This is a genomic window from Malonomonas rubra, assembly GCF_003247215.1.
In the GTDB taxonomy this organism is placed as follows: domain Bacteria; phylum Desulfobacterota; class Desulfuromonadia; order Desulfuromonadales; family Geopsychrobacteraceae; genus Malonomonas; species Malonomonas rubra_A.
Window position 1 is genome coordinate 1 of the sequence record NZ_QKAP01000108.1, and the last position, 24,056, is coordinate 24,056.

Annotated in this window: 22 protein-coding genes; 2 read left to right on the top strand and 20 right to left on the bottom strand. The window is 53.7% G+C overall.

Translation table 11 applies throughout. The annotated features are described in order from the left end of the window. Positions 1–32 precede the first annotated feature (32 nt). The 15 genes from ftsA to Q7J88_RS11405 all read right to left on the bottom strand — a co-directional run bounded on the left by ftsA (position 33) and on the right by Q7J88_RS11405 (position 17,274). Positions 33–1,262 (bottom strand): cell division protein FtsA, encoded by a 1,230-nt coding sequence (gene ftsA / locus Q7J88_RS11335; RefSeq protein WP_303722338.1) that lies wholly within the window; start codon positions 1,260–1,262, stop codon positions 33–35. Positions 1,263–1,278: 16 nt separating this feature from the next. Beyond that, entirely contained in the window at positions 1,279–2,127 is an 849-nt protein-coding gene (locus Q7J88_RS11340; protein WP_303722339.1) for a cell division protein FtsQ/DivIB, read from the bottom strand. An 11-nt stretch (positions 2,128–2,138) separates the two neighbouring features. Beyond that, the gene (locus tag Q7J88_RS11345) at positions 2,139–3,074 is read right to left on the bottom strand and encodes a D-alanine--D-alanine ligase (RefSeq protein ID WP_303722340.1); all 936 of its coding nucleotides are present in this window, start codon (positions 3,072–3,074) and stop codon (positions 2,139–2,141) included. After that, the gene (gene murC / locus Q7J88_RS11350) at positions 3,074–4,456 is read right to left on the bottom strand and encodes a UDP-N-acetylmuramate--L-alanine ligase (protein ID WP_303722341.1); all 1,383 of its coding nucleotides are present in this window, start codon (positions 4,454–4,456) and stop codon (positions 3,074–3,076) included. The genes Q7J88_RS11345 and murC overlap by 1 nt, the downstream gene beginning before the upstream one ends. Further along, on the bottom strand, positions 4,457–5,548 hold the full coding sequence (gene murG / locus Q7J88_RS11355; RefSeq protein ID WP_303722368.1) for an undecaprenyldiphospho-muramoylpentapeptide beta-N-acetylglucosaminyltransferase: 1,092 nt from the start codon (positions 5,546–5,548) through the stop codon (positions 4,457–4,459). After that, positions 5,548–6,648, bottom strand: coding sequence for a putative lipid II flippase FtsW (gene ftsW / locus Q7J88_RS11360; protein WP_303722342.1), 1,101 nt, complete (start codon positions 6,646–6,648; stop codon positions 5,548–5,550). The genes murG and ftsW overlap by 1 nt, the downstream gene beginning before the upstream one ends. Continuing rightward, positions 6,645–8,006: a UDP-N-acetylmuramoyl-L-alanine--D-glutamate ligase gene (gene murD / locus Q7J88_RS11365; protein ID WP_303722343.1), complete on the bottom strand. Its 1,362-nt coding sequence runs from the start codon at positions 8,004–8,006 to the stop codon at positions 6,645–6,647. Before murD ends, ftsW begins: the two co-directional genes overlap by 4 nt. Further along, positions 8,003–9,079, bottom strand: coding sequence for a phospho-N-acetylmuramoyl-pentapeptide-transferase (gene mraY, locus Q7J88_RS11370; RefSeq protein ID WP_303722344.1), 1,077 nt, complete (start codon positions 9,077–9,079; stop codon positions 8,003–8,005). The genes murD and mraY overlap by 4 nt, the downstream gene beginning before the upstream one ends. A gap of 3 nt (positions 9,080–9,082) precedes the next feature. Then, complete coding sequence (murF, locus tag Q7J88_RS11375; RefSeq protein ID WP_303722345.1) at positions 9,083–10,465, bottom strand: UDP-N-acetylmuramoyl-tripeptide--D-alanyl-D-alanine ligase; 1,383 nt, start codon at positions 10,463–10,465, stop codon at positions 9,083–9,085. After that, the gene (locus tag Q7J88_RS11380) at positions 10,458–11,975 is read right to left on the bottom strand and encodes a UDP-N-acetylmuramoyl-L-alanyl-D-glutamate--2,6-diaminopimelate ligase (RefSeq protein WP_303722346.1); all 1,518 of its coding nucleotides are present in this window, start codon (positions 11,973–11,975) and stop codon (positions 10,458–10,460) included. Before Q7J88_RS11380 ends, murF begins: the two co-directional genes overlap by 8 nt. 9 nt (positions 11,976–11,984) lie before the next feature. Next, a complete protein-coding gene (locus tag Q7J88_RS11385; RefSeq protein WP_303722347.1) occupies positions 11,985–13,937 on the bottom strand; it encodes a penicillin-binding protein in 1,953 nt (650 codons plus the stop codon). Between the two features lies 1 nt (position 13,938). Continuing rightward, positions 13,939–14,253, bottom strand: coding sequence for a cell division protein FtsL (ftsL, locus tag Q7J88_RS11390; protein ID WP_303722348.1), 315 nt, complete (start codon positions 14,251–14,253; stop codon positions 13,939–13,941). 38 nt (positions 14,254–14,291) lie between these two features. Beyond that, positions 14,292–15,230 (bottom strand): 16S rRNA (cytosine(1402)-N(4))-methyltransferase RsmH, encoded by a 939-nt coding sequence (gene rsmH / locus Q7J88_RS11395; protein ID WP_303722349.1) that lies wholly within the window; start codon positions 15,228–15,230, stop codon positions 14,292–14,294. A 3-nt stretch (positions 15,231–15,233) separates the two neighbouring features. Next, positions 15,234–15,677, bottom strand: a complete 444-nt coding sequence (mraZ, locus tag Q7J88_RS11400) for a division/cell wall cluster transcriptional repressor MraZ (RefSeq protein ID WP_303722350.1) — start codon at positions 15,675–15,677, stop codon at positions 15,234–15,236. A gap of 340 nt (positions 15,678–16,017) precedes the next feature. Then, on the bottom strand, positions 16,018–17,274 hold the full coding sequence (locus tag Q7J88_RS11405) for an HlyC/CorC family transporter (protein ID WP_303722351.1): 1,257 nt from the start codon (positions 17,272–17,274) through the stop codon (positions 16,018–16,020). 185 nt (positions 17,275–17,459) lie between these two features. Here Q7J88_RS11405 and ligA point away from each other — a divergent pair, with 185 nt between their 5' ends. Together ligA and Q7J88_RS11415 are read left to right on the top strand one after the other, a co-directional pair. Further along, on the top strand, positions 17,460–19,487 hold the full coding sequence (ligA, locus tag Q7J88_RS11410; RefSeq protein ID WP_303722352.1) for an NAD-dependent DNA ligase LigA: 2,028 nt from the start codon (positions 17,460–17,462) through the stop codon (positions 19,485–19,487). 2 nt (positions 19,488–19,489) lie between these two features. Then, complete coding sequence (locus Q7J88_RS11415; protein ID WP_303722353.1) at positions 19,490–19,768, top strand: acylphosphatase; 279 nt, start codon at positions 19,490–19,492, stop codon at positions 19,766–19,768. 23 nt (positions 19,769–19,791) lie between these two features. Here the strand turns inward: Q7J88_RS11415 and rsmI are convergent, their stop codons facing one another. The 5 genes from rsmI to rplS all read right to left on the bottom strand — a co-directional run bounded on the left by rsmI (position 19,792) and on the right by rplS (position 24,020). Continuing rightward, entirely contained in the window at positions 19,792–20,625 is an 834-nt protein-coding gene (gene rsmI / locus Q7J88_RS11420; protein WP_303722354.1) for a 16S rRNA (cytidine(1402)-2'-O)-methyltransferase, read from the bottom strand. Then, positions 20,622–22,583: an NAD(+) synthase gene (locus Q7J88_RS11425; RefSeq protein WP_303722355.1), complete on the bottom strand. Its 1,962-nt coding sequence runs from the start codon at positions 22,581–22,583 to the stop codon at positions 20,622–20,624. Before Q7J88_RS11425 ends, rsmI begins: the two co-directional genes overlap by 4 nt. 60 nt (positions 22,584–22,643) lie before the next feature. Beyond that, positions 22,644–22,910 carry a YraN family protein gene (locus tag Q7J88_RS15445; RefSeq protein ID WP_369682027.1) on the bottom strand — a complete coding sequence of 89 codons (267 nt, stop codon included), beginning with the start codon at positions 22,908–22,910 and terminating at the stop codon, positions 22,644–22,646. A gap of 54 nt (positions 22,911–22,964) precedes the next feature. Then, positions 22,965–23,606: a ribonuclease HII gene (locus Q7J88_RS11430; protein WP_303722356.1), complete on the bottom strand. Its 642-nt coding sequence runs from the start codon at positions 23,604–23,606 to the stop codon at positions 22,965–22,967. A gap of 66 nt (positions 23,607–23,672) precedes the next feature. Further along, on the bottom strand, positions 23,673–24,020 hold the full coding sequence (gene rplS, locus Q7J88_RS11435; protein WP_303722357.1) for a 50S ribosomal protein L19: 348 nt from the start codon (positions 24,018–24,020) through the stop codon (positions 23,673–23,675). Positions 24,021–24,056 lie beyond the last annotated feature (36 nt).

Here is a 24,056-nt window from a genome sequence, read left to right on the forward strand (position 1 = left end):
AAATTATACCATAATTATTATTATTTTTAGTATTAGAAGAATTCTCCAAACCATTCCTTCATCCGGCGGATTACCCGTTCAAAAACATTGGCTTCACCTATACGAAAATTCTGTGTCTGCATGTTATGGCTACCGTACTTAACCAACCCGACACCGGTTGCGTAAATAGGTGAATTCACTACATCAATCAGCCCACCGATATTGGTCGGATTGCCGCGACGAACCGGCAGATTAAAAACCTGTTCCGCCAGTTCCGGCATCCCCGGCAGTATGGCGCTGCCGCCCGTGATGACAACACCGGAAGCAATCAGCTCTTCGTATCCGCTCTTAATGATTTCGCGATTCACTAGTGAGAACACCTCTTCAACCCGCGGCTCGAGGATTTCCGCCAGCAACTGCCGTGACAAAATCCGCGGATCACGACCGCCAACGGAAGGAACTTCGATCGTCTCATCCTTGCCGATCATCGACGTCAGGCAACAACCATAGGCCTGCTTGATCTTTTCCGCTTCTGCCATCGGTGTCCGCAGGCCGACAGCAATATCGTTGGTTAGGTGATCGCCACCGATCGAGAGCACCGATGTATGCTTGATGGCACCTTCTGAGAAAATCGCGATATCGGAGGTTCCGCCGCCGAGATCGACTAGGGCCACGCCCAATTCCTTCTCATCAGGTGAAAGTACCGCTTCACTGCTGGCCAACTGCTCAAGGACGATATCAGCCACATCTACACCGGCGCGGTTACAACACTTGATGATGTTCTGCGCACTGGCAACGGCCCCCGTGACAATATGCACCTTAGCTTCCAGCCGGACCCCGCTCATTCCCAGCGGCTCACGAATTCCGTCCTGGTCATCGATGATAAATTCCTGTGGCAGGATATGCAGGACTTCACGATCCATCGGAATAGCGATCGCCTTGGCCGCGTCGATCACCCGCTGCAGATCATCCGGAGTAACTTCACGGTTCTTAATGGCGATAACTCCTTGAGAGTTAAGGCCCTTGATGTGCCCACCGGCGATTCCGGCAAACACCGACTTGATTTCACACCCGGCCATCAACTCAGCTTCGCGAATCGCCTTCTGAATCGCCTCGACGGTGCTTTCGATATTGATGACCACCCCTTTGCGTAATCCCTTTGACGGGCTGGTCCCGATACCGACAATTTCCAGACCTTCATCAGTCATATTGCCGACAATGCAACAGATTTTGGTGGTCCCGATATCGAGACCGACAATCAGATTATCTTTTTTTGTACTCATTGATACCCCCTTGGCATCAGCTTTTGGCCGCTTGTTTGGGCCGTTCAATTCGGACGATGACTTTTTCATCTACATTGAGATCGATATAATCGAGAATCGGCAGTCGAGGCTGCAGTTCAGCATAGATCCGCTCCAACCGATCGAGTTTATTGCCAAAAGCCTCACGCCCCAGTCTGACCTTGACTCCCCCCTCGAGAGTAAATAGTGCAAACCCACCGCTCTTTTCGCGATGCACCTCGGAAATCTGCTGCAAACCGAACTTCTCACGTTGCTGCAACTCAAGCAGCAACGCCACGACCTGCTGCAGATCTTCTGCAGATTGTTGATTACGTTGTTCAATCTTCTGATAATCGAAACCGGTCACGACTGGAAAATCGAGGCTGTCATCAGCTTCAAGAACCTTGAAGACCTCCCCCCGGTTACCCAAATAGTAGAGATAACCCAGATTAATAATGGCAACCGGTACCCGTTCCTCGATCTGAATTTCGATCTGTTTTGGAAAAATCCGCTGCACCTTTGCTTCACTCACCCAGGGGTTTTCCGCAACTTTCCGCCCGATCAGGTCGAGGTCGAGACTGAAGGTGTTTACCCCCGGCTTGATATCGGACTGTGCCACGACCTGTTCCACAGACAGGTGACGTCCGCCCTGAACACAGATCTGTTCTATCCGGAACAGGTCGGAGGCTAACAGCAACTGCACCAACAAAAAACCACCGACCACAATCAACGCACCACTAAACGAGGCAACCCCGATACGCAGCGCACGATGCAGGAACTTCCTCAGATTTAGCGGCTTCTTCTCTGTTTTCTTGCGGTTCTGCCGAACCTTCCGCTTTGTTTTCTGTTGTTTTTTTAGATCACGCATGGCGTCGCTTTTTATTTGTCCAGCCCTGCATCGAGCAGAATCTGTTCAACCAGTTGAGGGAATCCAATACCGGCCTTGGCTGCTGCTTTTGGCAGCAGGCTGGTTTCGGTCATCCCCGGTATGGTGTTGACTTCGATACAGTAAAATTCTCTTTCGCGCAGCATAAAATCGACGCGCGCTGCCCCCCTGCAGCCCAGCGTTGCGCAGGCAGAAACCGCTACTTGTTGAATCCGATGGTAACAGTCGGCATCGATTGGGGCCGGTAGCAGATATTCTGTCTCTCCGGCTGTGTATTTAGCGTGAAAGTCATAAAACCCTGTCTTCGGTACAATCTGAATGATCGGCAACGCCTCTCCGTTCAGCACGGAAACCGTCAACTCAACCCCATCGATATATTCTTCAACCAGCACCGTGCCATCGAGCGCGGCGGCAGAATCGATTCCATCCCTGAGCGCTTCCTGGCTGCGAGCGATGGTGATGCCGATGGTAGAGCCTTCCCGAGATGGCTTAACCACCAGAGGCAGATGGTGACAGCGTTCCAGCAACTGTTCGCTCGAATCTCCCGGTCGCATAAACTCGAAACCAGGGGTCGGCAATTCGTGATAAAGCAGCATCTTCTTGGTCATCACCTTGTCGATCGCCAAGCTCGATGCCAACACCCCGCTGCCTGTATAGGGAATCTGCAACATTTCCAGTAAACCTTGTACGCGGCCGTCCTCACCGAAACGACCGTGTAAGGCAATAAATGCGACATCAATTTTCCCTTCCCGCAACTGTTCCGGCAGATCGGGGCCTGCATCGACTGCGATCGCCTGATAACTAAGCTCCTGCAATGCTTTAAGGCAGGCGTTTCCGGTTTTCAGGGAAATCTCACGTTCTGCTGACAATCCCCCCATCAGCACAGCAATCTTCTTTTCCAGCATCTGCTCGCGACTGAAAAGCCTCATCAAACGCCCCCCGCTTTGCGCATCCGCTCCGACAACATTTGGCAGACCTGATTGACGTTTCCTGCGCCGAGGGTGACAACCAAGTCGCCCGTCTCAACCAACTCATGCAACAGTTCTGTCACTTCCTCCAGCGAACTGCGGTAATAAGTTTCCTTGTGACCGTGATCGATTACGCCTTGCGCCAAGGCTTCTCCTGTTGCTCCGACAATCGGCTCTTCCCCGGCAGCATACACATCGGTCACGATCAGGAGATCGGCCTGATAGAAAGCGGTCAAAAAATCCGCGAACAGCGCCGATGTCCGGCTGTAGCGGTGCGGCTGGAACACTGCGACCACACGCTTCTTCCAGCCCGACTTTGCGGCGGCGAGGGTCGCCTTGATTTCCGCCGGATGATGACCGTAATCATCGATGATCATCACGCCGTTAACTTCGTCACGCACTTGGAAACGGCGCTGCAGACCGCCGAAATTTCGGAATCCTCCGATAATAGTCTGGAACGGTACGCCCAATTCATGCGCCACGGCGATAACTGCCAGAGCGTTGAGCACGTTGTGCCTGCCCGGCATGCGGAACGAGACTCGCCCCAATTCCTCCCCCTGGTAATATGCGGTAAAGCTGGTCCGCCCCTGGCGATGCTGCACTTCGCCAGCGTGAAAATCGGCTTGACTGCTGAAACCATAGGTCAGGTAACGCTTCTTTACCTCCGGGAGAATATCCTGCACGTTCGGGTCATCGAGGCAAAGTACCGCACGGCCATAAAAAGGCACCTTATTGATGAAATCGATAAATATCTGCTTGATCTCATCGAGCCCGGAATAGAAATCGAGGTGATCTGCGTCGATATTGGTGACTACGGCAATAGTCGGTGACAAATGCATAAAGGAGCCATCCGACTCGTCTGCCTCGGCAACCAAAAACTTGCCGCGCCCGAGCTTGGCGTTGCTACCGAATGCATCAAGCTTACCGCCGATCACTGCGGTCGGGTCAATTCCAGCATGGTGCAGCACTAGTGACATCATGCTGGTTGTAGTGGTTTTTCCATGGGTTCCAGCGATAGCGATGCCGTACTTCATACGCATTAGTTCGGCGAGCATTTCCGCCCGCGGGATCACCGCGACATGCTGCCGGTGGGCTTCGATCACTTCCGGGTTATCCGCCTTGACCGCTGTCGAGGTGACCACTACGTCGCACTCGACGATATTTTCAGCGCGGTGCCCGATCACGATCTCGCCACCCAGTTCGGCCAAACGCCGCGTGGTATCGCTCTCACGCAGATCTGAACCAGAGACATGATAGCCCTGGTTAAGCAGCAGTTCAGCAATACCACTCATGCCGATGCCTCCGATCCCGACAAAGTGAATCTTTTTGATCCGTCCGTACATCTATATCGCTCCCTGCGAATAGGTGCCGACCAGCTGACGGCACTCATGCAAAATCTTTTCAGCTGCCCCTGGCTGCCCCAAGGTTCTGCCTTTTTCCCCCATCCGCTGCAGCTGCTCGGTGTCTGCAAACAGCCGCATTACCTGCTCTATCAGTTGCTCGGCCGTAAGGTCGGCCTGGGGCAGCAGTTTTGCCGCACCAGCCATTTCCAAGGTCCGCGCATTGGTTGTTTGATGATCTCCTGCGGCAAAGGGGAATGGAATCAGCAATGCCGGACGGCCACAAACAGTCAACTCCGCCAGGGTGGTCGCACCGGCCCGACAGATAACCAGTTTGGCTTCAGCATAGGCGGTTGCCATATCGTCAATAAATGGAACCACTGATTTCGGATCCAAACCAGCCGCCGCATAGGCGCTTTGTACCTTTTCGTATTCCGCTTCGCCGGTCTGGTGCAGAATTTCCGGGCAATCCGGCCATTCTTTCAGCCGCGGCAACATCCCCACCACCGTCCGGTTGATCGCCTGCGACCCGAGACTGCCGCCGAAAATCAACAGTTTGCCTTTGGCCGGCAATTTGGCTGGCACAGATTCAAAACCCTGCCGCAGCGGGTTTCCGGTCAACATTGTTTTCCGTGCATCGAAGCTGCTGCCGGTAACAGCAAAAGAGAGAAAGATCCGCGTTGCCCAACGCCCCAGTAGTTTATTGCTCAGACCCGGAGTGGCATTCTGCTCATGAATCGCGTACGAGATACCGAGTAGCTTCGCTACCAGTAAAACCGGAACCGAAGAGTAGCCGCCGACCCCGATCACCAGATCGGGTGAGAATTTCCTCAAGATCGCGTGCGCCTGCTTCATGCTTTTGAGTAACCTCGGAATCATCTCCAGCTTTCCCCGCCACCCGGTACCGACCACCCCCGCCATATCAACTGTTTCCAGCGGCAGCCCCAACTTGGGGAGCATCCGCGCCTCCATCCCCTTATCGGTACCGACGAACTGCACTGCCGCCTGTGGTTCCTGCTGCATCAACAGTTGCGCCAGAGCAACTGCCGGGAACAAATGTCCGCCGGTTCCGCCACCGGCCAGAAGCAGTCTCATCACTGACTCTCCAAGGAACTGGAGATGTTCAGCAAAATTCCGACAGCAATCAAACAAACAACCAGACTAGTCCCACCGTAGGAGATAAACGGCAACGCCAGCCCTTTTGTCGGCAACAGTCCGGTGCAGACAGCGAAATTGACAAAGGCCTCCAAACCGAGTAACAAACTCAAACCAAACGCGAGGTTGCGACCAAACGGATCCGTACACTGCAGTGCAATACGAATCCCGCAGAGAACCAGCATCAGGAACAAGGCCGCGACAACGAGAACACCAACCAGCCCGAGCTCTTCACCTATAACAGAAAAAATAAAGTCGGTATGCGCCTCCGGCAGATAGAACAACTTCTGCTGTCCAGTGCCAAGCCCCTGCCCGAGCACCCCACCGTTACCGAAGGCAACCAGACTCTGGATGATCTGAAAACCCGTGTCGAAAGGATCGTCCCAAGGGTCGAGAAACGCCAGAATCCGGCGGCGGCGATAGTCAACGTTCATAATCAGAAAATAGAGTGCCGGCATTGTCGCAAGAATCGTGGCCAGCACGTAGAGCCAGCGTACCCCTGCAACGATCAGCATCGAAAGAGCGACCCCTGCGATGATCATTGCACTGCCCAGGTCAGGCTGTTTGAGCAACAGCAACAGCAGTCCTCCGAGAACGATCATGTACGGCAAATAGCCCTTCGAGAAAGAACGCACCATCTCTTTTTTTCGCGTCAACGAATGAGCCAGATAGAGCACTAAACCGAGCTTGACCAATTCTGCTGGCTGCAGATTGAAGCCTGGCAATCGCAGCCATCGCAGCGCCCCACCAACTCGTACGCCGAGTCCCGGCACAAACAGCAGTACCAGCAGCATGATGCTGCCGAACAGGATAATCACTGCCAACTTGCGCCAGTTCTGGTAATTGAAATAGGTCGCAGCGGCCATCAGGGTAAACCCGACCAGGGTGTAGACCATCTGCCGCTTCAAGAAATAGAAGCCGTCATTGAAACGATCAGCGGCCATAATCGCCGAGGAGGAATAAACCATCACCACCCCGATACAGGTCAGGGCAACGGCAACCAGCAGAACCGTGGTATCGACATTCCGCCGCCAGGTCATGCCATGTCTCCCTCTTCCGGCAACTGCCGGACCAGGCGACTAAAAACCAGACCGCGCTCTTCGAAGTTTTTAAACATGTCAAAGCTTGAACAGGCCGGAGACAACAGGACAGCGCTGCCAGCAGTCGTGACTTCGTATGCCTGTTGTACGGCGTCTGCCATCGTTGCGGCCATCCTGATTTCGCTTGCGCCCGACAATTCAGCGGCGATTCGCGCTGCCGCCTCGCCGATCAGAATCAGGTTTGAAACCTTTTCTTCGACCAGCGACCGTAGGGGCGCATAGTCGCCCCCCTTGTCCTTGCCACCGGCAATCAGTGTAACGGGCGCCGATAAACCAGCCAGACTTTTTATCACGCTGCCGACATTGGTTCCCTTGGAATCGTTGTACCAGTCAACCCCGTTCAACCGTCTTACCAGTTGCATGCGGTGCTCCAGACCGGTGAATTTGCAAACCGCCTGCCAAGCCAATTCGGCTGGGCAACCTTGCAACAAAGCCGGAATCATGGCGGCCATAGCGTTTTCCACATTGTGTTCGCCTGACAGCTGCAACGCTTCGAGCGGCAGCGTGATATCTGCTCCGTTCCAGTTCCAATAGAGTTGTTCACCCTCACGCACCATGCCTTGTACGTCCTGCCCTTGGGCCGAAAACCAGACCTTGGTCGCACGAATGCTCTCCGCCAGCCGGCACACTTCCTGATCATCGGCGTTGAGGATGGCGAAATCGGAGGCATCCATATTGCGGAACAGTTCTGCTTTCGCCAGATAGTAGCTGTGCAGATCGGGGTAGCGATCGAGATGATCGGAACTCAGGTTGAGCAACAGACCGAAGCGCGGATGGAACTTGCGGACCGTTTCCAGTTGGAAAGAGGACAGCTCAACCGCCAGCACATCATAAAGTTCGTCGCAGGCCTCGACAAGAGGGGTGCCAATGTTGCCGCCGACAAACACCTTCTTGCCACAGGCGCGCATAATTTGGCCGATCAGGCTGGTGGTGGTCGACTTGCCGTTTGTGCCGGTGATGCCGATGATCGGCGCTTCGAGCTCTGCAGCGGCAATTTCAATTTCCCCTAGCAACGGAATGTGCAGCGAAGCTGCCAGCATCAGCGGCTCACAAGTCAACGGCACGCCAGGACTGACCGCCACTAGGTCCGCTTGCTCGAACAGTTCCAGATCATGCCCGCCGAAGTCGTAACGAACTAGCAGTCCATCCAGACTGTCGAGTCCCGTGATCCGATCTGACTGACGCTGGTCTGACAGGGCCACCGAAGCGCCTCTCGACACCAAATAGCGCACCAGGGCCAAACCGCTGAGGCCTGCCCCGATGACAACAACTCTTTGCCCGCTGTAGTCTTGTTTCATCTCAGTTTCAGTGTCGAAAGACCGATAAGTGCCAGGATGATACTGATAATCCAGAACCGCACTATGATCTTCGGTTCCGGCCAACCTTTCAGCTCAAAATGATGATGAATCGGTGCCATGCGGAAGACCCGCTTCCCCCAGTAGCGGAACGAGACCACCTGCACAATCACCGACAGCGCTTCAACGACAAAAATCCCGCCGACGATCACCAGCACGATTTCATTCTTGGTAATGACTGCGATGGCCCCCAGCGATCCACCGAGAGACAGGCTGCCGACATCCCCCATAAATACCTGAGCCGGATAGCTGTTGAACCAGAGAAAACCAAGCCCGGCGCCGATCATCGCGCCGCACAGCACCGACAGTTCACCGGCCCCCTGAATGCTTTGAATCTGTAGATAACTAGCTAGGTTAGCGTTACCGGCCAAGTAAGCAAGCACCAGAAAGGTGCCGGCGGCAATAATCATCGGCCCAATCGCCAGTCCGTCAAGGCCATCGGTCAGGTTAACTGCGTTGCTGGCACCGACCATCACCAGCATGGCGAAAGGAATGTAAAAGATACCGATATCAGGCTGGGCATTTTTGAAAAACGGCAGGCTCAAGCGGGTATCGAAGCCGACGCTGTTATATAGCAAAAAAGCGGCTCCAGCGGCAATCAGAAGCTGCCAAAACATCTTCTGTCGCGCCGAGATGCCATCGCTGTTCTTACGGACCACTTTCAGGTAATCATCGACGAAGCCGATCGCTCCGTAGCCGGCCGTCACCAGCAGGGCAATCCAGATATAAAGGTTACTCAGATCGGCCCACAGCAGAGTCGGAATGATAATGGCGCAGAGAATCAGCGCACCGCCCATGGTCGGCGTCCCTTCCTTGACGAAGTGCGACTCGGGGCCGACCTTGCGGATCGACTGGCCGATCTGCATCTTCTGCAGGGTATCAATCAACCAAGGGCCAAGGATGAACGAGATCAACAACGCCGTGATGGTCGCATAGATCGTTCGGAAGGTTATAAACCGGAAAACGTACAACACCGAAAATTCCGTATGTAACGGATATAAAAGGTGATATAGCACCTGTCAGCCCCCTTGTTGTCCGTTCGGCAACTCTTCAGCGGCGGCCCGCAATGCGTCGGCCAGCCGATCCAATTTTACGCCACGCGACCCTTTAATCAGGATTCGATCTCCTGGCCGCTGTTGTCCATGCAGATAACTAATCGCCGCATCGACTTCTGGCACCACAACCATTTGCTCAGCTTTCAAACCGGCCCCTTGGCAAATATCAGCGGCAAAATTCCCCACAGCGATCAACAGATCGACGAAACAGGCTTTGGTGCCAATTTCACGATGCATCTGCGATGCTTCACTGCCCAATTCGAGCATGTCACCCAGAACCGCGATTCGGCGCCCCTGCCCTTTCAAATTGGCCAAGACCTTCAACGCCGCAGCAACAGAGAGGGGGTTTGCGTTATAGCTGTCGTCGAGGAGCAGACCGCCGCACGGCAAAGGGAAAAGGTTCATTCGCCCTTGTACCGGGGTAAAATTCTTCAGCCCAGCGGAGATTTTGGCAAGTGGTACCTTTAGGACCAATGCAGCAGCTGCAGCCCCCAAAGCATTGGAAACATTATGTTGCCCTGCGGCAGCCAGTTCGATCTCCTGACGCTGGCCTTCAAACAAGAGCTCAAAACTGAGCTTTTCTTCTGTGGCGACAATATTTTCTGCCCTCACCTTAGCTTCTGCGGCTTGGCCATAAGTCAAACGATAAACCCCGTTAGCAACCGGCAATTTTGCCACCCGCTCATCATCCAGATTAACTATAGCGCTGCCTCCCTGCAGCCCCGCAAACAACTCACCCTTGGCCCGAGAGACACCGTCGAGGCCTCGCAAGTTTTCCAAGTGCGCCTGACCGATATTGGTGATCAATCCGACCGTCGGCTGGGCAATTTCAGTCAAGCGTTCGATTTCGCCGAGACTGCTGGTCCCCATTTCCAGCACCGCCCACTGGTGCTCCGGCTGCATTCGAAAAATGGTCAACGGCAGCCCAATCAGGTTATTGAAATTCCCTGCGGTCTTCAATCCTGGCCCGACCTGCTCGAGAATTGCGGCCAACATCTCTTTAGTTGTGGTCTTTCCAGCCGAGCCAGTGATAGCGACCAGCGGGCCATGCAATTGCAGCCGAAAAGCCGCCGCCAGATCACCAAGTGCCTGCAAAGTGTTTTCCACCCGCACCACCGGCACGCTCAGACCTTCGACCACCTCTTCGCTCAGACAAGCAGCGGCACCGTTTTTAACAGCCTGACTCAGATAGTTGTGGCCGTCGAAACGCTCACCGCGCAACGGAATAAACAGGGCACCCGGTTCTATATTGCGGCTGTCAGTGGAGATTCCACTCAAGGTGCAATTGATTTTCTTACCCGAGAAAACTCCGCCAGCAATCCGGGCAACCCGCTCAAGATCAAACATTATATTTCTCTTCCGAAACAGTGCGCTGAAATGCCAACATCAATTCTTCCCGGTCATCAAAATGGACCTTTTCGGTACCCAAAATCTGATAGTCCTCGTGTCCCTTTCCTGCGAGCAGCAGCAGATCCCCTGCCTTGGCAAGGCTCACCGCCAGACGGATCGCAGTACGGCGGTCAGGAATCACCACAAAACCTTTCTCTCCGGATTCCAGTTGCATTTTGCTTAACTCGACGGCATCCACTGCAAGCGCCCCAGACCTAACCTGTTGAAGTATTTGTTGCGGATCTTCGGTGCGCGGGTTGTCAGAGGTAAAAATCGATAGGTCACTGTATTCTACTGAAGCGGCAGCCATCACCGGACGCTTGCTAGGGTCGCGATCGCCGCCACAACCGACCAGCGTGATCAGACGTTTTGAATCGAGCTTCGAAAGGGTTTTCAAAACCTGCTCTAAGGCATCGCCGGTATGCGCATAATCAACAAGAGCTAGCACATCCTTATCGTTCTCGACCTTTTCCAAGCGCCCCGGAACCTTTGCAGCGGCTGATATTCCAGCGGAAATTTCCCGATTTTCAATCTCGAGCAACTGAGCAGCGGTGACCGTGGCCAGCAGGTTACTGATATTAAAATGCCCGATCAATCCGCTATCGATATCGACCTGCCCATGCGGGGTAAGAAAACTACCAACGATGCCGTCGCGCCCGATTCGAATATCAAGCGGATGGACCTGGGCCGATTTCTCCTCGCCAAAACTGCACCAGGCAGGGTTCTCTCGCAGCAGCTGCCGGCCAAAACCATCATCTCGGTTGATCGCCGCACTCCCCTGACCGAGCAACTCGCTGAACAGGCGCCGCTTGCTGGCAAAATAGTTATCGAGGTTCTGGTGGTAGTCAAGGTGTTCTGGCGTCAGATTGGTAAAAACAGCGATGTCGAATTCGATTCCATCGACCCGATGCTGCTCGAGCGCGTGCGAAGAGACTTCGAGAATAATGGCGTCTGCTCCCTGCATACGAAATTTCCCCATCATCTGCATCAACTCGAGGGATTCGGGGGTCGTGTGAGTCGACTCAAGCTTCTCGTTTCCAAACCGATACTCGATCGTGCCGAATACCGCAGGTGAGTAGCCGGCCTGCCTCAGTACCGCTTCCAGCAGATAGGTGATTGAGGTTTTACCGTTAGTGCCGGTGACGCCAATCACAGGAATTCCTGCTGTCGGATGCCTGTAGTATTCGCTGGCGATCAGGGCCATCGTTCTACGTACATTTGCAACCTGTAGATAACAGACATTTTCCAGAAATGTTGCTGGCCAACGCTCGCTAATAACCACTGCTGCTCCAGCAGCAGTGGCTTGGGGAATAAAATCGAAGCCATCCGTCAATGCGCCGGGTAAAGCGAAAAAGGCAAATCCTTGTTGCACTCGGCGAGAATCGCAGGCCAGCCCGGAAACTTCCACATCGGCCGGACCGTATTGTTTGGCAATTTCAATGTCTTTCAGCATCTTAGAAAGCAGCATCGATCCCCCCTAAGCCCCGAAGCGAACCCAAGCTTGTTTGCCGTAACGGATTTTCCTACCAGGAGCCGGCGATTGCTCAACAACCTGTCCGCTGCCGGTCAATTTAAGATTCAGCTGTTTTTTCTGCATCGCCTGCAGAACCTGGCGGTAGCTCATGCCACGAAAATCGGGCATCACCAAACCGTCGCCTGGCTTTCTATCAGGGATCAAAGCTGCCAGATCGGGCAACGGTTCACAGTCGGCTTGGACCACTTCAAGTGAATTGAGTGTTCCTTTCGGCAGGACATTCAGATGACTGAGTGACTGTTCTGCAATCCGCGCGAAGGCCGGCGCGCAAACCACTCCACCGTAACCTTTTCCATCCGGCTCATCAATACTCACCGAAATCACCAAAGCCGGCGATTCTGCCGGCACAAATCCAATAAACGACGAGACCCTTTTGTCGAGCGAATATCCACCGGTCACCGGATCGACTTTTTGCGCTGTACCAGTCTTTCCAGCCACTTGGTAGCCCGGCAACGCAGCACGCGTGCCCGTCCCGCCCGGTTCGGTCACTGAGACCATCATCTTCCGAACCAGCTTGGCAGTCTGTTCGGAAATCACCCTGCGTTTGACCTGAGGCAATCGTTGTTGAACCGTTTGCCCATCGGCATCAATAACCTTTTCCACCAAGTAGGGCTCCATCAGCAGACCACCATTGGCAATGGCGGACATGGCGGTTGCGATCTGTATCGGCGTTACGCTCAACCCTTGACCGAAGGAGATAGCAGCCAGATCGATTTCGAACCAACGGGAAGGCGGACGAAGCATCCCTTTTACTTCCCCAGGGAGGTCGAGACCGGTCGTTTCGCCGAAACCAAAATCCCGAATGTAAGAGTAGAAACGATCCCGTTCCAGTGCTTTGCCCAGTTTGGCGAAACCTATATTACTGCTGTATTTAAGCATTTCTTCCAGGTTTAGTCGGCCATGCTTTTTAGTGTCGCGAATCACCTTGCCGCCAACCTCATAACGACCATTTTCGCAATAGGTTTTCTGACCGGGACGGACAATCTTTTCTTCCAAGGCACCAGCCAGCAGAAACGGCTTGAAAGTGGAACCCGGCTCATACATATCTGTCACAGCCCGATTGCGGCGACTCGAAACTCGCGACTTATCCGGAAGATTCGGGTTGTAATCAGGCTGACTGGTTAGCGCCAGGATTTTACCGCTAGACGGCTCCATCACCACAACCGATCCGCTTTTAGCTGCAAATTCTTTGATTACTCGAGCTAGTTCCTTCTCAGCAATATATTGCAGCGAGCGATCCAAAGTCAGTTGCAAGGAATGGCCTGGGACCCCCCCCTGAACTAATTGTTCCTCAGTCGCCATGCCGCGCCCGCGAGCATCATGCTGAGAAACCAGGCGTCCCGGTTGCCCCTGCAGCAACTGATCATACTCCAGTTCAATCCCTTCCAGTCCTTTCGGGTCGAGGCCGGTAAACCCGACCACCTGAGAAGCGACACTAGCCTGAGGATAAAAACGCTTATGCTCAGGAACGAACTGCAGCCCACCGATTCCAAGCTTACGAACCTGATTGGCAAGCTCCGGGTCCAGCTTGCGCTTGATCCAGACGAACCGCTTCTTTGCCGACAGCAGTTCGAGTAACTCTTGCTTTTTCATTTTCAGCAAATCGGACAACTGCCCAGCAACTTTCTCCGGTTCCTTGACGAGTACAGGATCAGCATAAAGGGATTGGGTGTCCAAACTCAAAGCGAAAGGATCGCCATTGCGGTCAAGAATACTGCCGCGCTGAGGGGCCAACTCGACCACCCGCTGCCGCTGCTGGTCAGCACGGTCCTGAAGCTTGGGGGCCTGAACAACGTGCAGGTAGTAGGCGCGACCAGCAACCACCAGAAATGCGGCAACAAACAGGACACCGAAAAATCGGATGCGGAGTTGAATTCCACGCTCCGAAGTCGCCATATCAATCGATCCTGATAACTTGGCCAGAAGCCGGAGTCCTGAGCTCAAGTTCCTTGCGGGCCAGAGTCTCAATCCGAGTATCACGAGAAAGATAGGCGGCTTCCAGTTTCAGCTGCTTAATCTGCTGGTGCCCCATACGAACCTGACGCTCAAGACCTGAGATATCGTACTCAAGGTTAATCGCGTGAATCCGAGACCAGACGAACATCAATGCCAGCAGGGACACCAGAACAATTGCAGTAAAAATAGGGGCCAGCTTTGGCCGTTGCAGCGAAAATCCATTAATTTTGATAGTAGTTCTTGGCAGAGCTTCCATAGGCACCTCCCCTAGCTACAAAAGCAGCTAACCATCGATCAGCAACGCTCAGCCACCCGCAATATGGCACTGCGGGAACGGCTATTCACTTCTATTTCCTGCTCACTCGCGCGAACTCCTTTGCGGGTGAGCAGCTTTATCAGCGGCAACTGATTGCATTGACAGACCGGCAGCCGCGGAGGACAAACACAACCTTTTGCTTTTTCACGGAACAACTGCTTTACGATCCGATCCTCCAACGAATGAAAACTGATCACTGCCAGTCGGCCACCCGGCTTGAGCAGTTCGAGTCCGACAGTCACACCGTCCCGAACCTGCTGCAATTCCTGATTGACATGGATCCGCAAAGCCTGAAAAACCCGGGTCGCCGGGTGAATCCGCCCCGGCTTTTTCCCCCCCGGAACGGTGTCCCGTACCAACTGGGCCAACTCACTGGTTCGGGTAATCGGCGCTTCGTCCCGCTGGAAGACAATCTTTCGTGCGATCCGTCGACTGTAGCGCTCTTCGCCATATTCAAAAAAAATCCTCGCCAACTCTTCTTCTTCCGCCTGATTAACCACCTCGGCGGCAGTCACCCCAACCTGCGGGTTCATTCTCATGTCAAGTGGAGCATCGTAGCGAAACGAGAACCCTCGTTCCGGGGTGTCAAGTTGATGAGAGGAAACCCCCAGATCGAGTATCATTCCATCGACTTGATCAATACCAAGAAGCCGCAGCACATCCGCAGCCTGATCGAACGTAGCATGGTGCAAGCTGACCCGATCCTCAAAAGGCGCCAATACTTCCGCGGCTTTTTGCAACGCTGCCGGATCACGATCAAGACCGATCAACCGACAATCAGGCGCCGCTGTCAAAATTAAACGCGCATGGCCAGCGCCCCCCAGCGTGCCATCAAGATAAACACCGCTAGGCTTCGGTTGCAGCCAATGCAGCACCTCATCCGGCATGACCGACAGATGCTCAAAGGCCACTGTCATAACTTAAAAACCGATATCCGCCTGGGCTTGCGCATTCTGCTTCAGGACATCTTCTGAGTCCTGACTAATCCGCTGGTGAGCAGCCTTGTTCCAAATCTCGATCTTTTCAAACATTCCGATAACTACTGCATCCTTCTGCAGATCGGCATAATCACGCAGAGACTGGGGGATTTGAATCCTACCCTGCTTGTTGAATGAGCACTCTTGCGCCGGAGCAATACGAGTACGCCGGTTCGCATCTTTTAACGGCCCCGGGGGAAGCGCTTCTACCTTTGCGCAAATCTCCTTCCAGCGACACGGCGGGAAGCCGACCAGCCCACCATCAAAGGTCGTGACAACAATACTTTCGCTCTGGTAAGTTTCACGCAGTTCATCCCGAAAAGAAGCCGGTACACTGATACGGCCCTTGAGATCAATACTGACGTTGAACTGACCAGAAAAATTCATATTTGACACCAATTGACACTGTTTGACACCAGAATGGGGAAAGAATAGCGATAGGTCCTGCTCCTGTCAAGGAGAAATCCCTATTTTTTAGCCCTTTTCTGCTTTAAGAAAATGCCGCTCTGGCAAGGACTTATCTTTCATTAAGAAGATTGCCAAACTGCTCAACGTGTGAAATTACTAATTGAGCAAATTGAATTTTGACAATTATCGTTTCACAAACAAGGATCAGGCAAAAAAAACCGAGACTTCAGGCAACTAAAAATGTCCTCTCGTCAGTCACAAAAAAAAAGGAGCGACATCACTGTCGCTCCTTCCTTACGCTATTTATTAGGTCTCAGATTCAATTCTCTTCTGCGGTCAAAACCATTTCGACTTCCTCTACCCTTCGCTCATCCATCCGCTTGACCCGAAACAGAATACCGCCCTCTTCGACCGTCTCCCCCTCCTCGGGAATTTTCCCCATAACCTGCAACAAGTAGCCGGCCAAGGTGGTCACATGGTCTTCCGGCAACGCCAGCTTCAAACGCTTATTGACCGCTCGCACCGAAACAGCACCATCGACCAGAAAACGGCCAGGCCCGAGCTGGCGGAAATCGACCTCTTCAATATCGTACTCGTCATGAATTTCACCGACGATCTCCTCAACCACATCCTCCAGCGTAACTATTCCTTCGACACCGCCATATTCATCGACAACTATCGCCAAATGCTCTCTCTTTTTGCGAAAACTCTGCAACAACACGGCAATCCGTTTCGACTCAGGAACAAAATAAGGTTTTCTACATATATGCTCCAAAGAGAAAGTTTCAGTCCGGCCGACAAAATCGAGAACCTTTTTCGAGTGCATCACTCCAACAATATTATCCATATTGTCCCGATATACCGGGAAACGGGAATGCCGAGCCTGCTGTACCTGGGAGAGTACCTCCTGAAAGCTGGCAGACACATTCAGTCCGACAACTTCGGTCCGCGGAATCATGACATCCCGAACCCGGGTTTCGGACAGATCGAAGATGCCGTGCAACATCCTTCGTTGCTCGGCAGCAACAACGCCCGTTTCTTCGCCAACCTCAATGATCGCCCGGATCTCGTCCTCAGATACCGACAGTCCTTCTGCCTTTTCACCACGAAAAAATTTGGTCAGCAATTTCGACGCCGAAGAGACCACCAACACGACCGGCATCATAACCCAGACTACGAAACGGATCGGGTTGAGAACGAAAAAAGACACTTTCTCTGGATATTGAGCCGCATAGGTTTTGGGGCAAACCTCGGAAAAAATCAGTAGAACCGGCGTCAGAACCAAGACCGTCAGAAGCTCCCCCTGATCGCTGAAATAGCTTACAAACAGACCGGTGGCGATAACTGACGCGGCAATATTGACCAAGTTATTACCGACCAGAATACCGCTCAACAGACGATCTGGATCATCCAGCAATTTAGCCAACTTATCAGCACCACGCCGCCCTTTTTGCTGAAGAAAACGAACGCGTAACTTATCGAGAGAAAGCAAAGCTGTTTCGGAACCGGAAAAGAAACCGGACAGGGCCAACAAGGCCAATAGCGCCAGCAAACGCCAAAATGCTTCGTCAGGCATTAAATCTCCAACAGATCAAAAACGATAGCCTATAACCGTCAAATCTACTCGCACCGCAAGTATAGCCAATTTCACAAAGTTTTTCGAAGTTTAGCCTAAACATCGACAAAGGGGAAGAACTTGTCGTTGGCTGCGGCTCATGCTATAAGCCGAATGTCAGACGATCAAACCAGCAAGGACAGACAATGACTGCCGAAACCTCACAGAAACTCAAAAACGCTCAACAAGAACATGCCGAGCTGAGCAACCAGCTACATCGCCACAATTACCTCTATCACAGCCTCGACAAACCAGAGATCAGCGATGCCGAATACGACAAGTTGATGCAGCGGTTGCTCCAACTGGAAAAGAACTTTCCACAACTGGTCAGCAGTGAGTCCCCTTCACAGCGAGTCGGTAGCACTCCCCTTGACAGTTTCCCACAGGCAATCCATGCCAGCCCAATGCTGTCGCTTGAAAATGCCTTCGGCCCTGAGGATCTGCGCGAATTCGACACGCGTCTGAAACGGTTCCTGGCCCGCGATAAAGCAATCGAATACCTCTGCGAGATGAAACTTGATGGCGTAGCGGTGGCGCTGACCTACGAAAACGGTCAACTTGTTCGTGGCGCAACCCGAGGCGACGGCACCAGCGGCGAGGAGATCACCCAGAACGTCCGCACCATCGGTGCCATCCCCCTGCGCCTGCAAAATGACTACCCGCAGCAACTAGAGGTGCGCGGCGAAATCTACATGGAGCTGGAGGCGTTTCGCAAGATGAACGAGCAACGCCGCGAGGAAGGGGAAACCACCTTCGCCAACCCACGCAACGTAACCGCCGGCAGCCTGCGCCAGCTCGATTCGAAGCTGACCGCCAGCCGACCTCTGACGATCAGCTGTTACGGCGTCGGTGCCATCTCCGATAGCAAACCACGGAGCCACTCTGAGTTACTAGCATCGCTGCGTCGCTGGGGCTTGAAGGTCAACCTGGAGACGGTCAAGGTTGCTGCCGACATCGAGCAGGTAATTGAACGCTACCAGGAGTTGCAGGAGCTGCGTGACCAGCTTCCGTTCGAAATCGACGGCATGGTGGTCAAGGTCAACAGCCGCACACTGCAGCAGGAGCTGGGCGAAAAAAGCCGCACTCCCCGATGGGCCATCGCCTGCAAATTCCCGCCGCGGCAGGAGACGACTTTGCTCGAATCGGTACGCTACCAGGTCGGCCGCACCGGTGCCATCACCCCGGTTGCCAATCTACATCCGGTCAACGTCAGCGGCGTCATTGTTTCAAGTGCCAGCCTGCACAACTGGGACGAAATAGAACGACTCGGCATCAAGATAGGCGACACCGTGATTGTCGAACGGGCCGGTGACGTCATCCCCGACATTGTCAAGGTGATTACAGAAAAACGCACCGGCAACGAACAGGAGATTCCCGAACCGAGCGAATGTCCGGCCTGCGGCTCACCGGTCTTGCGTGAAGCGGATGCGGTGGTCCCCCGGTGTCAGGGCTTGAGCTGCCCAGCCCAGTTAAAAGAGTCGCTGAAACACTTCTGCTCCCGTGGCGCAATGGATATAGAAGGTCTGGGCGACCGGCTGATCGACCAGCTGCTACGCCTCGAACTGGTCAAAAGCGTTGCCGACCTCTATCGGCTGGAGAAAGAGCAGCTTTTCCAGTTTGAGCGGATGGGCGACAAACTGGCGGAAAAACTGCTGACAGCCATTGATGCCAGCAAACAGCGCCCCTTAGAACGTTTCCTGTTCGGTCTCGGAATCCGCCATGTCGGTAGTCACCTGGCCAAAGTCCTCAGTCGTCAGTTCGGTTCCCTTGATGCCTTGGCTGCAGTCAATAGAGATCAACTATTGGCAACTCACGAAATAGGCCCCCAGGTCGCCGAAAGCGTAACCCGCTTCTTTGCCGATCCGAGCAACCTGCGGGTTCTCAAAGAACTCAAACAATTCGGCGTTGCCCCGCTTGCAACAGAGCAACTACGGGGAGATAAACTTTCAGGCAAAGTATTCGTCTTTACAGGAGCCCTCGAACGTTTCAGCCGCAAAGAAGGGGAATCACTGGTCGAGGCGGAAGGGGCAAGGGCCAGCGGCTCGGTGAGTAAAAAAACCGACTACGTCGTCGCCGGTCCCGGGGCGGGCAGCAAACTGGCCAAGGCCGAGCAACTAGGCCTCACTGTGCTGAGCGAAGAGGAATTCCTCGAACTGATCGGCAAGGAGAGCTAAATATGTCTCAAACAAGGGCATCGATCCGTGTCACTGGAAGGGTTCAGGGGGTCTGGTTCCGCCAAAGCACCAAAAACATGGCCGACCAACTCGGCCTGACAGGCTGGGTCCGCAACAACCCGGACAACTCTGTATCAGCGGTCTTTGAAGGCCCACGGGAAACGGTGAAAAAAGCTATCGAGTGGTGTAAGCATGGTCCGGATTTGGCTTTTGTCGATGAACTACAGATTGAATGGCAAGAGGCGACCGGAGAGTATGAGCTTTTCCACGTGGTTCGTTAACTCCGCGGAATATCTCTATCAGCTTAATCTTTTCCTCTAAGTTCCAGCGACTGCCGGTAAACCTCACTGCCGGACAGGCCGAAGTCTCTGGCCACCTGCTTGACGATCTGCTTCCAATTCAAATCGGTTTCAGCATGCAGGCGAGCTAACTCCTCCTTCACCGTCCCCTGGGGTTTCTTTTTTTCGGCAGGGCCAAGCAGTAACACCAGTTCTCCTTTGACCTTTCCCGCGGCGTAATACTCAGCCGCTTCCGCTACAGTTCCGCTAAACAGTTCTTCATGTCGCTTGGTCAACTCGCGGGCTACCGAAATCTTTCGTCCGGCCCCGCAGATATCGGCAACATCCTGTAGACAGGCCTGCAAGCGGTGCGGGCCCTCATAAAAAGCGACCGTCTGCAACTCGTCCTTCAACTGCTCCAAAAATTGACGGCGGCCATGGGATTTCGCCGGCAAAAAGCCAACAAACCGGAAAGAATCAGTCGGCAAGCCGGCAATCGACAGGGCCGCCACCAGCGCCGATGCCCCCGGCACAGCCACTACATTTATCCCCGCCTGTCGGCAATGAGAAACCAACCGGTAGCCGGGGTCAGCGATGCAGGGAGTTCCGGCATCGCTGATCAGCGCTAGCGACTGCCCCGCCTGCAATTTCTCCAGCAGTTGAGCGGCACGCTCCTGCTCGTTGTGCTCATGATAGGAAACCAACCCGGTTTTGACACCGTAATGTTCCAGCAGTTTACGACTGTGACGGGTATCCTCGACCGCGATCAGATCGACCTCCTGCAACACCCGCACGGCGCGATAGGTAATATCCTCAAGGTTGCCGATCGGTGTCGCCACCACATAAAGGGTGCCGGTCACTCGAGCCCCTCCAGTTCCTGTAGCCAGAGACTGGCCTGAGCATCACTCGGCATCCGCCAATCGCCGCGCGGTGAAAGAGCCACGGTTCCTACTTTCGGTCCATCCGGCAGGCAGGAGCGCTTGAACTGTTGCGAGAAAAAGCGGCGGTAGAACTGGCGTAACCACTTGAGGATTTCCGTACGCGACATGTCGACAAACGCCAAATCCGCCAGCAACAGAACCTTGCGCGGTGCAAAGTGCATTCGCACCACCTGATAGAGGAAAAAATCTTGCAACTCATAGGGGCCAACCACCAGCTCGGTTTTTTGAGCGATATCGCCATTTTCGTCCGGTGGCAGAAGCTCTGGAGAAACAGGGGTTTCGCAGACATCTATCAGCACTTCGGAAACCTTGCCAGAGAACTCCTCTTTGGCGCACCAGTCTACCAGATAACGCACCAGCGTCTTTGGCACCCCAACGTTAACTCCGTACATCGACATGTGATCACCGTTATAGGTACACCAGCCGAGCGCCAACTCGGATAGATCGCCGGTACCGATTACCAAGCCACCAACCTGATTAGCGACATCCATCAGGATTTGGGTACGCTCGCGTGCCTGGCTGTTCTCATAGGTGATGTCATGCTGCGTTTCATCGTGACCGATATCGGCAAAATGTTGTAACACCGCAGCATCGATTGGAACAATCCGCAATTCGGTGCCAAGTTCTTCGGCCAGAATTTCAGCGTTACTGCGGGTACGCTCGGTGGTGCCGAAACCTGGCATGGTGATGGCGACGACCCCTTTATGATCAAGGCCGAGCAGGTCGAACGCCTTGACCGTCACCAGCAACGCTAGTGTCGAATCGAGGCCACCGGAAAGACCTATCACCACCTGTTTGCTGCCGGTATGTCGCAGCCGCTTGGCCAGCCCGCTGGTCTGCAACTGGAAAATTTCTCGACAGCGGGCACTGCGTTCAGCATCGTCTGGCGGAACAAACGGCGTCCTGCTCACCGGACGCTTCAAATCGTCAACTGCGGTTGGAGTACATTGAAACGGTTGAATGCGAAAATTATGTGCCGGAACCCCTGCGGCAAAGCTGCTGTTACGCTGTCTCTCACCGACCAATCTTTCCAGATCGACATCGGCCACCGCCAACTGGCTGTCGAACTGGAAGCGCTCGGTTTCGGTCAGAATCTGCCCGTTTTCTGCAATCAGGGAATGACCGGAAAAAACCAGATCGGTGCTTGACTCGTTCGGACCGGCCGACGCATAGGCATAAGCGGCTAGGCAACGTGCCGATTGAGCAGACACCAACGCCCTACGATAGGCATGCTTGCCTAGAATTTCCGGGCTGGCGGATAGATTGAGCAACAGCGTTGCCCCAACCAGCGCTTGAGAGCCGCTTGGCGGCGCCACTGCCCAAGCATCCTCGCAGATTTCTATACCGATCTGGCAATCGGGAAAGTCCTCGGCCCGAAACAGCAGGTCATCACCAAAGGGGATTTGCTGATTCTCGATCAACAGATAATTACTGCTTCGCTCCCGCGCGGAGCTGAACCAACGCTGCTCGTAAAACTCACCGGTGTTGGGTAAAAAAGTCTTCGGTACGGCCCCGCAAATTTCACCATTCGCGATCAATACCGCACAATTGAACAATCGCCCACTTGTCGCCAAAGGTGCACCGACAACCAACGCAATCTCATCGGCAGTAAAACGGGCCAGTTCAATTAGGGCTCGTTCAACCTTGCGCTGCAGCGACTGCTGAAAAAACAGATCACCACAGGTATACCCGGTAAGGCACAGCTCCGGGAACAACAACAAGCGACACCCCTGCAGTACTGCCTGCAGACTCAGCTGACGGATCTGCTCCAGATTGAAATCGACATCTGCGACACGCAGCTCCGGGGTGGCAACACCGAGGCGCAGCATCCCGTAACTTGCCAGATCGATCGACTCATTAGTTGTAGTTTCCGTCATATCCTCTCCCTCATTAATCAGCCAAGCCGGAGGCATTATGCAAATGCTGAATTTTCGCGTTTATGTCACTCTGGCACAGAATCGCCACGACCTCAAACCGAGGCTGCAGCTTACACACCTTTTCCCATTGTAGATACCGCTAAACGGTGCGGAAAATCTGCTGTTGTTTCGCACTACGACCGACTCCTGTGTCAAACCGAACTGAACGACACGGCGGGTTTTGACTTCGAAAAACAGCAACGTGCTCAGGCTACAGGCAATAATATCAATTTCATCGACCAGTGCGGGATAGTTGCGAGCAAAGACATCCAGCCCCTTTTCCCGCAAAAGTTTAAACCGTCCACTCTTCCCTCCATTTCCCTAAAGCAAGCCGCTGTTCGGTCATCCGTGCAAATACTCCCTGACTCCGGCGAAGCTGGCCCGATGGTGACGACTCGGTTTTAATTCAGCAATTGCTCGACGATGCTCAGCCGTACCGTACCCTTTGTGCTTGGCAAAACCATAACCGGGGTGTTGTTTATCAAGACTGTACATGATCCAGTCCCGTACCACCTTGGCAACAACCGACGCAGCAGCGATCGACAGTGATCGGCTGTCCCCCTTCTTCAGTGTTTGCTGTGAAACCTGCAGCGGAAGCGGAGTGATCCCATCAATCAAAAGATGATCTGGAACTTCCGTTAAGCGCTTAATTGCCCTTTGCATAGCCAGCAATGTTGCCTGAAGGATATTCAGCCGATCAATCTCAATGGCGCTTGCCACCCCAATGCCGACCGCACGAGCTTGTTCACGGATCACCGGGTAAAACCTGTCTCGTTGTTTTTCGCTCAATTTTTTTGAATCGGTCAACCCTGGGAGCGAGAAATCCTGCGGCAAAATAACAGCAGCAGCCACGACCGGGCCAGCCAACGGCCCGCGCCCCGCTTCATCAACACCAGCAACAGCCTGACACCCCCGCGCTGCCGCCTGTTCTTCGAAATAGAGGGTTGAAATTTCGCTGTCAGCAAACAGTTCCAAATTACTCATCAACTCTACCCCAAAAAAAAAGCCCCCAACCGGTGTTGGGGGCTTATCATAATCAATTTTTTGAACTCAGACCACACGCTTTTCAGCGATTCGGGCAGCTTTTCCACGCAGGTTGCGCAGATAGTAAAGCTTGGCGCGACGAACCTTACCGACACGAACGATTTCGATCTTGTCGATACTCGGTGAATGCAGCGGGAAGATCCGCTCAACGCCAATACCACCAGAGATTTTGCGTACGGTATAGGAAGACCCGAGCCCGCGGTTAACACGCTTGATGCAGACACCTTGGAAAACCTGGATCCGCTGCTTGTCGCCTTCAGTGATTTTTACATGAACCTTAAGGGTATCACCGGCCTTAAAAACCGGGATATCCTTTTTCTGTTGTTCCATTTCCAGTTGATCGATGATGTTCATCTTCATCCTCCTCGATGTATCAATTCCGCTTTACTT